Here is a 12614-nt window from a genome sequence, read left to right on the forward strand (position 1 = left end):
CTTTTCAGACGGCCTGAGATTGCGGTGGACAAATACGGCGTTTCCCACCGCGTTTTCACTTTGTTGAAACTTTGTTTTCAGACGGCGGGAAATGTTTTACGGCTCTTGTCCGTCAACACGGAAAAAGGCGGGCGGCAGATTGGTGTTGTCGGGAAATTCCACCCATTCGTAGGCACTTTCGTCGGCAAAGAGGGCGCGCAGCAGGGCATTGTTGACGGCGTGGCCGGATTTGTAGCCCTCGAACGCGCCGATGATGGGATGGCCGGCGATGTAGAGGTCGCCGATGGCATCGAGGATTTTGTGGCGGACGAATTCGTCGGGGTAACGCAATCCTTCAGGGTTGAGCACGTCGGTGTCGTCGATCACGATGGCGTTGGACAGGTTGCCGCCGAGGCCGAGGCCGTGCGAGCGCATCATTTCCACTTCGTGCATAAAGCCGAAGGTACGGGCGCGGGCGATTTCGTCGATATAGGACTGGCCGGCGAAGTCGATTTCAAAAGTGGGCGCGCTGCGGTTGAACACGGGGTGGTCGAACTCGATGGTGAGGCTGACTTTGAATCCGTTGTAAGGCGTGAAGGCCACGCGCTTGCCTTCGGTTTCAACGGCAACAGGTTTGACGATTTTCAAAAAACGCTTCTGCGCTTTCTGATCGACGATGCCCGCATCCTGCAAAAGATAAATGAAGGGCAGGCTGGAACCGTCCATAATCGGGATTTCCGGCGCGTCCAGCTCAATCAGGACATTGTCGATGCCGTAGGCCGCCAGCGCCGACATGATGTGTTCTATCGTGCCGATGCGCACGCCGTTTTCGGTGACGACGGTGGACGACAGGCGGGTGTCGTTGATAAGGTAGGGCGTGAGTTTGACGATTTCGCCCTGTTCGCCCGCCAGGTCGCTGCGGCGGAACATAATGCCCTCGTTTTCCGCAGCGGGATGCAGGGTGAGCGTCACGCGCTCGCCCGAATGCAGGCCGACGCCGGTGGCGCTGACGGATTTGGCCAGGGTTCTCTGCAACATGGTTTTTTCCTTATTGAAAAGCCGTCGCATGATACGGCAAAGCGCTCTTTGCGGCAGCAGCGGCATCAATAGATTTTCGCAATCTTTTCAGACGGCCTTTTTAGAGACGGAAAAAAAAGCGGGAGGCAGTGGATAAAGAAAAACTGTCCACAAAACAGAAAGGCCGTCTGAAAAACATCCACATTTTTCCCAAAACACAAAGATGCGTTTTACGCAGGTTTTTATCTGCCGGTAAATATTGAAAGAAAAAGGAAAAACCGGTTTATCCACAAAAGAGGCGGCGCATCATCCAAATCGTCTTTTTATATATTTAATTTTTTGGTTTGTGGTTTGGCTCAACCGCGTTTTCAGACGGCCTCAAAAGGGTCAGGCCGTCTGAAAAGGCAAAAGCGGCAAAACCCGTTTGCGAACGGTAAAAAAACAGGCTTTCAGACGGCCTGAATCCGATATAATCCGCGCCTGTTGCCGCGAGCGCGGCTTTGTTTTCCGGGATTGGAGAGAATTATGAAAAAAACGCTTTTGGCCGCGCTTTTATCTGCCGCCGCCGCTTTGTCCTGCGCCGCCGACAACAGCCGCATCGGCCGTTTGGAAGCGGAAATCGCCGCCATGAAACAGCGCATCGCCGAATTGGAACGGCAGGCCGGCATATCCGCCCGACCCGCAGCACCCGCCGGAGAACAGACAAACGGTTCTGCCCCGCCCAGACTGGTGGCACCGACCGCCGCCGATTTTGCCGACGGCAAAGCCCGACTCACCAATGTGGTTTACGAATGCGGCATTTATGTCAACGGCCAGCGTTACGAATCACGCAACCGTGTCAAAGCGGCAGCGATGGCGGCAGCAAAACAGTCTTGCCGCGAAGAGGAAAGCAATGCGCTTTCGTGCAGCGAATCGAATATTTTGTGTACCGAGTGGAAATAAGTTAAAAGCATACAGGCCGTCTGAAAAGGTTTCAGACGGCCTTTTTCCGTCCGCCTCGGGCGGTTTCGGCTAAAATACGCCGCATTGTCTTTATAGTGGAGGAAAGCATGAATCAGGACGCGCAAAAGCCGAACGTGGATCACGGCGAAATCGACAAATTCAGCCGGTTGGCGGAAAAATGGTGGGACACCGAGGGTGAGTTCAAGCCGCTGCACGACATCAATCCCTTCCGGCTCGACTATATCGACGGTTTTGCCGATCTGGCGGGAAAAAAGGTGCTGGATGTCGGCTGCGGCGGCGGCATTTTGAGCGAGAGCATCGCCAAACGCGGCGCGGTCGAAGTGCTGGGCATCGATTTGGCGGAAAAATCGCTGGAAACCGCGCATTACCACGCGCAGGCGCAGCAGTTGGACAATTTGTCCTACCGCTGCGTCAGTGTCGAAGATTTGGCAGCGGAAACACCACACGCCTACGACGTAGTGACTTGCATGGAAATGATGGAGCACGTTCCCGATCCCGCTTCGGTGATCCGCGCCTGTGCCAAGCTGGCCAAGCCTGACGGAATGGTGTTTTTCTCCACCATCAACCGCAACGCGAAATCTTATCTGCACGCGATTTTGGGGGCGGAATACATTTTGAACATCGTGCCCAAAGGCACGCACGACTGGCAGAAGTTCATCACGCCCGCCGAGCTGGCGCGAATGTGCCGTCAGGCCGGGTTGGACGTGGCCGACAGCAGGGGTTTGGGTTACAACCCGCTGTTGCAGCGTTATTTTTTAAGCGATAAGGTGGATGTGAATTATATGGTTGCCTGCCGCCCGGTTGCGGCCGCTTGAACTGTTTGAGCATGACGGAGGCCGTCTGAAACCCGTTTTCAGACGGCCTCTGCCGACAGAATCACCGCCGTGCGCCCGTTTATGCGGAATTTCACCGCCAGCCCGGCGATTTCCATTACATAAACCCGTTCGGGAATGTCCTGATAGGCGGGGCGCGGGTCTTGGGCGACGGATTGCCCGATCAGGCTTTTGAGGCCGTCTGAAAGATCTGCCGCGTCGGTTTGCCAAACCACATCGAGCAGCGGCGGCGTTTCGACGGCGAAACCGGCCGCCGCGTCGGGTTTGGCTTCGACAAAGGGAATATAGGGTTTGATGTCGACCACCGGCGTGCCGTCGAGCAAATCTGCGCCGCTGCAACGGATGCTGATGCCGCCAGCGCAGTCGATGTCTTCCAGTTTCAGCAGCGACAGGCCGAGATGGTTCGGCCGGTGCGGGCTGCGGGTGGCGAACACGCCCATTTTCCGTTTGCCGCCCAAACGCGGCGGCCGCACCAGCGGCGACCAGCCTTCGTCTAACACGCCGTGGAAAATGAAATGCAGCCAGATATAGCCGAAATTTTCCAGCCCGCGCACCGAGTCTTCGTTGAAACGCGGGTCTAAAACAATGCGGACTTCCGCCGCCGGAACCAGCCCGGGCTGGCGGGCAATGCCGAATTTCTGCGTATAGGGGGAAACGACGCGGCCTATGGTTTCGATGGTGTGGCGCATTGTGGATAACTGTGTTGAAAAGTTGTGCGGATTGTAGCACGGGGCAGGGGCGGTTTTGCTATAATGCCGCCCTGTTTGTAAACGTTAAGGCGGGACGCCATGATTATTTCGATAGACGTCGATGCGCAGAAAACCTTTACCCCGCTTTGTCCGGCGGATCTTCCCGTAGCAGGCGGCGACGCCATCGCAGCGGAATTGAACGCACAGGCGGCCTTGGCGGATCTGCGGGTAATGACCAAAGACGCACACAGCCCGCAGGCAAAATGGCTTGTGGATAATCCTGTGGATATGTTGCAGCCGACCGGTTTGAAAAACGCGGATTTGACTTGGGTTGCCCACGCCGTAATCGGCAGCGAAGGTTACGCCCTGCTCGACGGCCTGCCCGCATTGGACGGCTACGATTTCTGCGTATGGAAGGGTGTCGATCCCGATCTGCACCCCTACGGCGCGTGTTATCACGACATCGAAGAACGGTTGAGCACCGGCCTGATCGAATGGCTGCATGCGCAAAATGCCCGTTTTGTTTTGGTGGGCGGACTGGCCACCGACTACTGCGTCAAACATACCGTGCTGCAACTCTGCCGTGGCGGAGACTGGCAGGTTATCGTCAACGAAGCAGCCTGTCGCGGCATCGCCGAAGAAACCGTTGCTTTGGCGCGGCAGGAAATGCAGGCGGCGGGCGCATTATTGCTGCCGAACGCCGAAAAAATAAAACAATATTTAAAATCAAATAATTAATTGTGTTTCACGTGAAACATGTAATGTGAAATACGCAAAACTGCCTTGCGAGCAGATTCCTGAAAATCCATGAAAGTCCTACTGGTGCGCCTGTCGAGCATGGGCGATTTGATACACACTCTGCCCGCCGTCAGCGATTTGGCGTGCATGCGCCCCGATGTCGAACTGCACTGGCTTTGCGAGGAGGGTTTTGCCGATATTGCCCGCCTGCATCCTTTCGTGTGCAAAGTCCATACTTTGAGCTGGCGGCGTTGGCGCAAAGAATTGGCAAAACGGGCGACTTGGCAGGCGATAGGCCGTCTGAAAGACAGTTTGCGGCAGGAGTGTTTTGATTTTGCCCTCGACAGCCAGGGTTTGCTGAAAAGCGTGTTGCCTGCGAAGATGGCCGGAGTGCCGGTTAAAGGTTTGGATAAACACAGCGCGCGCGAAAGTTTGGCGGCATTTTTTTATACACAGACTTTTTTCGTGCAAAAAGGGCAGGATGCCGTATTGCGCAACCGCTTGTTGTTTGCCCAAGCCTTCGCTTATGAGATGCCGTCTGAAATGTCTTTCGGCGCGCTTGTACCGGAAAATATCCGTTTGCCGAATCCGAACCATCCTTATTGCGTTGCCCTTCATGCCACCAGCCGCGACAGCAAATTATGGCGGCAGGGAAACTGGCGCGAACTGATGGCGAAGCTGCACGAATTGGGCGGTTATACCGTTTATCTGCTGTGGGGCAATGCACAAGAATTGGCGCGGGCGCAGAAATTGGCCGACGGCCTGCCTTATGTCCGAGTGTGTGAAAAAATGAATTTATTGCAGGCGGCCGCACTGCTCGACGGTGCGCAATGCGTGGCGGGTGTGGATACCGGCCTGCTGCATCTGGCCAACGCGTTGGACAAGCCTCTGGTCGGCATTTATACCGACACCGACCCGCAGAAAACCGGTGTCCAACAGTCGGCCAAAGCGCGCAATATCGGCGGCGTCGGCCAAATGCCGGAGACAGAAGAAGTTTATCGTTTATTGTTGGAATGTATGGCGGCGCAGCAGACAGGTTGCCAGGGAGAGGAAAAATGAAAGCATTGGTTGCGGTAAAAAGGGTGGTGGACTACAACGTCAAAGTCCGTGTGAAAAGCGACGGATCGGATGTGGACATCGATAATGTGAAAATGTCGATGAACCCGTTTGACGAAATCGCCGTGGAAGAAGCCGTCCGCCTGAAAGAAGCGGGCAAAATTGGCGAAATTGTCGCCGTGTCGCTGGGCGGCAAAAAATGCGAAGAGACCCTGCGCACCGCTTTGGCAATGGGTGCCGACCGCGCCGTCCATGTTGAAACCGAGGTCGCTTTGGAGCCGCTGGTAGTGGCAAAGCTGCTGAAAGCGGTGGCGGATAAAGAGCAGCCGCAAATCCTGCTGCTGGGCAAACAGGCCATCGACGACGATGCTAACCAAACCGCACAAATGCTCGCCGCGCTGTTAAACGCGCCGCAGGGCACGTTTGCCGGAAAAGTGCTTATCGAGGGCAACGAAGCCCTTGTTACCCGCGAAATCGACGGCGGTTCGGAAACCGTTGCCCTGAAGCTGCCCGCCGTTATCAGTGCCGACCTGCGCCTGAACGAGCCGCGCTACGTCAAACTGCCGCAGATTATGCAGGCCAAGAAAAAACCGCTGGAAAAAACCACGCCGGAAGAATTGGGCGTGTCCACCGCTTTGCGTTTGCAGGCCGTGCGCTATGCCGAGCCGAAAGCGCGGCAGGCAGGCGAAAAAGTCGGCAGCGTTGCCGAATTGGTGGAAAAACTGAAAGCTGCCAAAGCGGTTTGAGGAGGATAAAGATGAACGTTTTAGTGATTGCCGAACACGACGGCCAAACCCTAAATCCCGCCACGCTGCACGCCGTTACCGCCGCCGCCAAACTCGGCGAAGTGCATCTGCTGGTTGCCGGCAGCGGCGTGGAAAACATTGCCGCGCAGGCCGCACGGCTTGAGGGCGTAGCCAAAGTGCTGACCGCCGATGCGCCGCATTACGCCGACGGCTTGGCCGAAGAACTGGCACCGCTGGCCGTATCGCTGGCTGCGGAATACCGCTACCTCACCGCCGCTGCCGACGCCTTCGGTAAAAACCTGATGCCGCGCATCGCCGCGTTGCTCGATTGTCCGCAGGTTTCCGACTTGGTGGAGATCGTCGACGCCGATACCTTCGTCCGCCTGATTTATGCGGGTAACGCGCTGGTAACCTTGAAATGCACAGAAGCCAAACTGGTTCTGACCTTCCGCACTACCGCCTTTGAGGCCGCAGGCAGCGGCGGCAACGCGCAAATTGCCGCGGTACCCGCCACGCCCGCGCAGAATCTGAGCCGTTTTATCGGCCGCGAACTGCCGCAGCTGGAACGCCCCGAGCTGACGCAGGCCAAAGTCGTAGTGTCCGGCGGCAAGGGCTTGGGCAGCAAGGAAAACTTTGATGCGTTGATTCTGCCGCTGGCCGATGCCTTGGGTGCAGCCGTCGGAGCATCGCGTGCGGCGGTGGATGCCGAATACGCGCCGAACGATTACCAGGTGGGGCAGACCGGCAAAGTCGTCGCGCCGGAGCTTTATATTGCTGTCGGCATTTCCGGCGCAATCCAACACGTTGCCGGCATGCAGGACAGCAAAACCGTGGTCGCTATCAATAAAGACCCCGAAGCGGCGATTTTCAATGTCGCCGATTACGGCATCGTCGGCGATTTGTTCGAAATCGTCCCGGAACTGACCGCCGCGCTGAAAGCCTGATTTATCCGCATATCCGGCATTTCGAGGCCGTCTGAAAACGTTTTCCGGCTTTCAGACGGCCTCTCGGATTGTTGGCAGGCTTATTCCGGCAATAATCCGTCCGCTTTATAAGGCTGTCTGAAACCATGTCTCCCGCCACCTATCAAACCCTTGCCGCACCCGTCGAAGCCGAGTTCAAAGACAAAGGCAGCCGTTTCATCGCCTATGCCTATCCCGTGCGCAGCGCGGAAGATGTGAAAAACCATGTCGAACGGCAGCGGCAGGCGCACCACAAAGCGCGGCATTGGTGCTATGCCTACCGCTTGGGTACGGACGGCCTGCAATTTCGCGCCAACGACGACGGCGAACCGTCGGGCAGTGCCGGCCGGCCGATACTCGGGCAAATCGACTCCTTTGCCGTAACCGACACGCTGATTATCGTCGTACGCTATTTCGGCGGCACCCTGCTCGGCGTGCCCGGCCTGATTCACGCCTATAAAACCGCGGCCGCCGAAGCCCTGAAAGCGGCGGAGATTATTGAAAAAAATATTGAAAAAACCGTTTTTCTGCGCTGCGGCTACCCGCACTTAAACGACGCCGTACGCATTGCCAAACAACATCAGGCCGAAATCGTCGCGCAGGATTTGCAGCTCGACTGCCGCCTCACCGTGCGCGTGCCGCTGGCAGCCTATGAGAGCTGCTTGGCCGTCTGGCGGCAGACGCGGCAGATGGAAATCGACACCGACGGACAAAGCGGAGAACAAGAAAATGGCTGAAACCGATTACGCCGCACACGGCATCACACTCAACCGCGTGGAAATCGACACACCGCTGGGCGAAATGGCTGCCGTCTTTTCGCCGCACGGCCTGTGCCTGCTCGAATTCACCGACCAAAAAACGCTGGACAGGGAATTACGCGCCCTGAACGCGCATTACCGCCCGTCCGCTATTACCGCCGTAGAAAACGAAGCCGCAGCCGCCTTGCGCCGCCGGTTAGACGAATATTTCGCCGGTTCGCGGCAGCAGTTCGACCTGCCGCTTGATTTGGTCGGAACGCCGTTTCAAAAACAGGTTTGGCGCATCCTGCTCGACATTCCCTACGGCCAAACCCGCAGCTACAAAGCGCAGGCGGAAATCTTCGGCAATGCAAAAGCCGTCCGCGCCGTTGCCGCCGCCAACGGTGCCAACAAAATTTCCATTATCGTTCCCTGCCACCGCGTAATCGGCAGCAGCGGCAGGCTTACCGGCTACGCGGGCGGCCTGCCGCGCAAGCAGGCACTGTTGAACTTGGAAAGCGGCAACGCATCCTTATTTTGAGGCCGTCTGAAAAGCCGTTTTTGCCTTTCAGACGGCCTCCATGCGGTATTCCAAGGCAAAAGGCCGTCTGAAACCCCAAACCCATTCCCCATCATCGGAGACATCATGACCGTCAAAACCCGTTTTGCCCCCAGCCCCACCGGCTATTTGCACATTGGCGGCGTACGCACCGCCCTGTTTTCATGGGCATTTGCCCGCCACCACAAAGGCGAATTCCTGCTGCGCATCGAAGACACCGACCTCGCCCGCTCCACCGCCGAATCCGTCAACATCATTCTCGACGGCATGAACTGGGTCGGCCTCAACTACGACAACGCCGACAACGTCGTGTACCAAACCTGCCGCTTCGACCGCTATAAAGAAGTCATCGCCCAACTGCTCGAACAAGGCCATGCCTACTACTGCTATTGCAGCAAAGAAGAACTCGAAGCCATGCGCGAAAAAGCCGAAAAAGAAGGCACGGCCACTTACGACCGCCGCTGGCGGCCGGAAGAAGGCAAAGTATTGCCGCCGGTACCCGAAGGCCGCGAACCTGTCGTGCGCTTTAAAATGCCGCTGGAAGGCGCAACCCACTGGCACGACCTGGTTAAAGGGGACATCACCATTCCCAACGAAGCCTTAGACGACCTCATCATCGCCCGCGCCGACGGCACGCCCACTTACAACTTCTGCGTGGTGGTAGACGACTTCGACATGGGCATCACCCATGTGATACGCGGCGACGACCATGTCAACAACACACCCAAGCAAATCAACATTTTAAAAGCTGTCGGCGCCACGCTGCCCGAATACGGCCACCTGCCGATGATACTCAACGAACAGGGCCGCAAAATTTCCAAACGCAGCGGCGACACCGTAGCGATTACCGAGTTTGACGCCATGGGCATCCTGCCCGAAGCCATGCTCAACTACCTGGCGCGGCTCGGCTGGGCGCACGGCAACGACGAATTTTTCACCATGCAGCAGTTTGTCGAATGGTTTGATTTAAAAGACGTATCCGCCTCGCCCAGCCGCATGGATTTGAAAAAACTCTACTGGATCAACGGCGAACACATCAAAATCACGCCCAACGGCAAACTGGCCGCGCTACTGAAAGAGCGTTTGGCCATACGCGGCATCGCCGACAACGCCGCGCCGAATCTGGAAGACGTACTCGCCCTCGTCAAAGACCGCGCCCAAGATTTGAACACGCTCGCCGACGAATGCCTCTACTTCTACCAAAAACAAACGCCTGCCGAAGCAGACGTACAAAAACACTGGGACGAAGAAGCCCCCGCCCGTATGCTGCGCTTTGCCGACCGCCTCGAAGCCTTAAACGAGTGGACAGTCGAAGCCATCCACGCCCTGTTCAAACCCTTCTGCGACGAAGAAGGCATCAAAATGGGCAAACTCGGCATGCCGCTGCGCCTGGCCGTATGCGGCACAGCCAAAACCCCGTCGGTCGATGCCGTGCTGGCACTCATCGGCAAAGAAGAAGTATTGCGCCGCATCCGTGCCTGATGCAGAGCAAAAAGGCCGTCTGAAATCCGAATTTGGATTTCAGACGGCCTTTTCGCGTCGTATGTAGGGTGTGTACGCAGCAACGCACGCAGTTTGCCACTTAAATACAGCGTCGGCCAACGTTTAAAAGAGTAGTTTCAACAGAGTGAAAACCGCTAATCTGCAAATACAAAAAGGCCGTCTGAAATCCGAATTTGGTTTTCAGACGGCCTTTCGTGTCGTATGTAGGGTGTGTCGCCCGCAGGCGACGCACGCGGTTTGCGGATTGGGCAGAAGCCTTCCGACGAAATCTGCCGAAACATCGGGAAACGCGTGCGTTGCGGAGCGACACACCCTACGCATCGGCGGAAAAGTATAAGGCCGTCTGAAACCATGTCTTATGGGCTTTCAGACGGCCTTTTTGCGTTTTTTATCGGATACGTCCGTGCGCTTTTCAATCCACCACTTTTTTCCCCAGCAGCACAACATCGGCGCTGATGCCGTCGAGGTCGCACACTTGCGGCAGCCTACCCCATTCTTGGAAGCCGAAGGAATGGAACAGGCGGATGCTGGCGTGGTTGTGGCCGAAAATAAGGGCGATGATGTTGCGGATGCCGAGCGCGGGAGCCTGTTCCAGCATATGGCGCAGCAGGATTTTGCCGACGCCGACGCCGCGCATGTTGTGGCGGACGTAGATGCTGATTTCGGCGGTGATGCGGTAGGCTGCGCGCGGGTAGTAGTCGGAAAACGCGCCCCAGGCAAGGAGGGTGTCTGTTTCGTCTTTCAGGACATACAGCGGGCGGTTGCCGCCGTGCGCGTCGAGCCAGCTTTGGCGGCTTTCGGAGGTGGCGGGGCTGAGGTCGGCGGTGGATTGGCGGCTGTCTATAGTGCTGTTGTAGATGTCGACGATGGCGGCCAGGTCGTCCTGTTGCGCTTGGCTGATGCGGTAGCGGTGCATTTCAGACGGCCTAGCGCACAAGTTGCGAAACGGTTTTGAAGGCGGGGTGTTTGGCGTCGCGCATCAGGGCGAAGAGCAGGCTTTCGCTGTTGCCGACGGTAACGCCGGCCGCGCGCATTTGTTCGAGGCCGTTGGCTTTGTTGGCGGGGTTGCGCGAGGCGGCGCACTCAAAGGGCAGGTAGACGTTCAGCCCCTGCGCGCGCCAGTCGAGGGCGGTTTGCAGGATGCAGATGTGGGTTTCCGCACCGATAAGGATGACGTTTTGCGCCTGTTTTTCGCGGATGAAGTCTGCCGTGGCGGGGGCGGCGGAAAACAGGGTTTTTTCGGCGACGGGTGCGTCGGGCAGCAGCAGGCGGACAGCAGGCAGGGTACCGCCGAGGCCTTTGGGGTATTGTTCGGTAATCATCATCGGCACGTTTAAGGCCTGCAAGCCCTGTATCAGCAGGCGGCAGGCGGCGGTGAAGGCTTCGCTTTCGTGCAGGGCGGGGGCGAGGCGTTCTTGGATGTCGACGACAATGCAGACGGTGTTTTTGGGGGTCATTTTGCTTCTCCTTTGTTTGCGGGTTTTTCAGACGGCCTTTTGCTTTGAGGCCGTCTGAAAACACAGTTTACAGGCCGTCTGAAAGCTTTTCAGACGGCCTTAAAACAGTTTATGAGCGGTATTCCGCATTAATGCGGACGTATTCGTGCGTCAGATCGCAGGTGTAGACAGTGGCGGATTCGCGGCCGCGCTGCAAATCGATGCGCACGCTGATTTCGGCTTCGTCCATCACGCGCTGCGCGGCTTCTTCGCTGTAGCTTTCGGCGCAGCCGCCGTTTTCGGCGACGAGTATGCCGCCCAGCCACATTTTCAGTTTGTCATCGTCGAAGGGCACACCGGCGTAACCGGCGGCGGCGAGCAGGCGGCCGAGGTTGGGGTCGGAGGCGGCGAAGGCGGTTTTCACCAGCGGCGAGCGGGCAACGGCGTAGGCAAGCTGCTTGGCTTCTTCGCGGCTTGCGGCGTTGTCCACGCGGATGGTGACGAATTTGCCCGCGCCTTCGCCGTCGCGGACGATGGCCTGCGCCAGTTCGAGGGCGAGGCTGCCGAGCAGTTCTTTGAGCTGGCCGTAGCGCGGGTCGGCGATGTTGTCGATTTCGCTCTGGCCGCATTTGCCGGTGGCGATGATAACGAAGCTGTCGTTGGTGCTGGTATCGCCGTCTACCGTGATGCAGTTGAACGACATATCGGCGATTTCCTGCGTCAGCAGTTGCAAAACGGGTTGGGAGACTTTGGCGTCGGTGGCGATAAAGCCGAGCATGGTGGCCATATTGGGATGGATCATGCCCGAGCCTTTGGCGATGCCGGTGGCGCGGACGGTGTGGTTTTCGCCGACGCGGCCTTCGCGCGAGGCGGCTTTGGGCATGGTGTCGGTGGTCATGATGGCGCGGGCGGCGTCGAGCCAGCCTGCGGGGGCAACTTTGGGCAGGGCGGCGATGATGCGGTCGGAAGGCAGGGTTTCGAGAATGACGCCGGTGGAGAAGGGCAGCACCTGGCCGACGGCGCAGCCGACCTGTTCGGCCGCCGCTTCGCACACGGCCAGCGCGCGGTCGATGCCGTCGGCGCCCGTGCCCGCGTTGGCGTTGCCGGTGTTGACAACGAGGGCGCGCACGCCGTCGGCGTCGAAAAGGTGGCGTTTGCAGATGCGCACGGGCGCGGCGCAGAAGCGGTTTTGCGTGAACACCGCGCCGACGGTGCAGCCGCCCGCCAGCACCATCAGGGTGAGGTCGTCGTGATGCGGCTTTTTGATGCCGGCCCGGCCGGTGAACACGCGGATGCCGTCGATGGGCAGCAGGCTGTCGGCGGCGGGCGTTTGGTAGTTGACGGGCATTTTGTCCTCCTTTGTTAAACGGTTATAAATCAGGTAAGCGATTATGAA

The 12614-nt window shown here is 57.8% G+C and carries 14 protein-coding genes; 9 read left to right on the forward strand and 5 right to left on the reverse strand.

Annotated elements, in window-relative coordinates; genetic code table 11:
* Positions 1-96: 96 nt before the first annotated feature.
* Positions 97-1017, reverse strand: a complete 921-nt coding sequence (lpxC, locus tag ACG2K1_RS12055) for a UDP-3-O-acyl-N-acetylglucosamine deacetylase (protein WP_395429499.1) — start codon at positions 1015-1017, stop codon at positions 97-99.
* 504 nt (positions 1018-1521) lie between these two features.
* Between lpxC and ACG2K1_RS12060 the strand changes: the two genes are divergently transcribed.
* Positions 1522-1938, forward strand: coding sequence for a hypothetical protein (locus ACG2K1_RS12060; protein WP_009425545.1), 417 nt, complete (start codon positions 1522-1524; stop codon positions 1936-1938).
* 107 nt (positions 1939-2045) lie between these two features.
* Positions 2046-2774, forward strand: a complete 729-nt coding sequence (ubiG, locus tag ACG2K1_RS12065; RefSeq protein ID WP_009425544.1) for a bifunctional 2-polyprenyl-6-hydroxyphenol methylase/3-demethylubiquinol 3-O-methyltransferase UbiG — start codon at positions 2046-2048, stop codon at positions 2772-2774.
* A 38-nt stretch (positions 2775-2812) separates the two neighbouring features.
* Here the strand turns inward: ubiG and tsaA are convergent, their stop codons facing one another.
* Entirely contained in the window at positions 2813-3481 is a 669-nt protein-coding gene (gene tsaA / locus ACG2K1_RS12070; protein WP_395429500.1) for a tRNA (N6-threonylcarbamoyladenosine(37)-N6)-methyltransferase TrmO, read from the reverse strand.
* A gap of 99 nt (positions 3482-3580) precedes the next feature.
* Here tsaA and ACG2K1_RS12075 point away from each other — a divergent pair, with 99 nt between their 5' ends.
* From ACG2K1_RS12075 to gltX, 7 genes are all read left to right on the forward strand, one after another.
* On the forward strand, positions 3581-4219 hold the full coding sequence (locus ACG2K1_RS12075) for a nicotinamidase (RefSeq protein WP_395429501.1): 639 nt from the start codon (positions 3581-3583) through the stop codon (positions 4217-4219).
* Positions 4220-4288: 69 nt separating this feature from the next.
* Positions 4289-5278, forward strand: a complete 990-nt coding sequence (gene waaC / locus ACG2K1_RS12080) for a lipopolysaccharide heptosyltransferase I (protein ID WP_395429502.1) — start codon at positions 4289-4291, stop codon at positions 5276-5278.
* Positions 5275-6021, forward strand: coding sequence for an electron transfer flavoprotein subunit beta/FixA family protein (locus ACG2K1_RS12085; RefSeq protein WP_009425540.1), 747 nt, complete (start codon positions 5275-5277; stop codon positions 6019-6021). Before waaC ends, ACG2K1_RS12085 begins: the two co-directional genes overlap by 4 nt.
* Before the next feature lie 11 nt (positions 6022-6032).
* The gene (locus ACG2K1_RS12090; RefSeq protein ID WP_009425539.1) at positions 6033-6965 is read left to right on the forward strand and encodes an electron transfer flavoprotein subunit alpha/FixB family protein; all 933 of its coding nucleotides are present in this window, start codon (positions 6033-6035) and stop codon (positions 6963-6965) included.
* Positions 6966-7090: 125 nt separating this feature from the next.
* A complete protein-coding gene (locus ACG2K1_RS12095) occupies positions 7091-7720 on the forward strand; it encodes an IMPACT family protein (RefSeq protein WP_395429503.1) in 630 nt (209 codons plus the stop codon).
* On the forward strand, positions 7713-8261 hold the full coding sequence (locus ACG2K1_RS12100) for a methylated-DNA--[protein]-cysteine S-methyltransferase (protein ID WP_395429504.1): 549 nt from the start codon (positions 7713-7715) through the stop codon (positions 8259-8261). The genes ACG2K1_RS12095 and ACG2K1_RS12100 overlap by 8 nt, the downstream gene beginning before the upstream one ends.
* A gap of 105 nt (positions 8262-8366) precedes the next feature.
* Entirely contained in the window at positions 8367-9761 is a 1395-nt protein-coding gene (gene gltX, locus ACG2K1_RS12105) for a glutamate--tRNA ligase (protein ID WP_395429505.1), read from the forward strand.
* Between the two features lie 433 nt (positions 9762-10194).
* Here the strand turns inward: gltX and ACG2K1_RS12110 are convergent, their stop codons facing one another.
* The 3 genes from ACG2K1_RS12110 to argJ form a co-directional block, all read right to left on the reverse strand.
* Positions 10195-10698, reverse strand: a complete 504-nt coding sequence (locus ACG2K1_RS12110; RefSeq protein WP_395429506.1) for a GNAT family N-acetyltransferase — start codon at positions 10696-10698, stop codon at positions 10195-10197.
* A 10-nt stretch (positions 10699-10708) separates the two neighbouring features.
* Positions 10709-11239, reverse strand: coding sequence for an isochorismatase family protein (locus tag ACG2K1_RS12115; RefSeq protein WP_009426827.1), 531 nt, complete (start codon positions 11237-11239; stop codon positions 10709-10711).
* A 109-nt stretch (positions 11240-11348) separates the two neighbouring features.
* Complete coding sequence (gene argJ, locus ACG2K1_RS12120) at positions 11349-12566, reverse strand: bifunctional glutamate N-acetyltransferase/amino-acid acetyltransferase ArgJ (RefSeq protein WP_395429507.1); 1218 nt, start codon at positions 12564-12566, stop codon at positions 11349-11351.
* Positions 12567-12614: the final 48 nt, after the last annotated feature.

The organism is Neisseria sp. 23W00296 (assembly GCF_044772855.1).
Classification (GTDB): Bacteria; Pseudomonadota; Gammaproteobacteria; order Burkholderiales; family Neisseriaceae; genus Neisseria.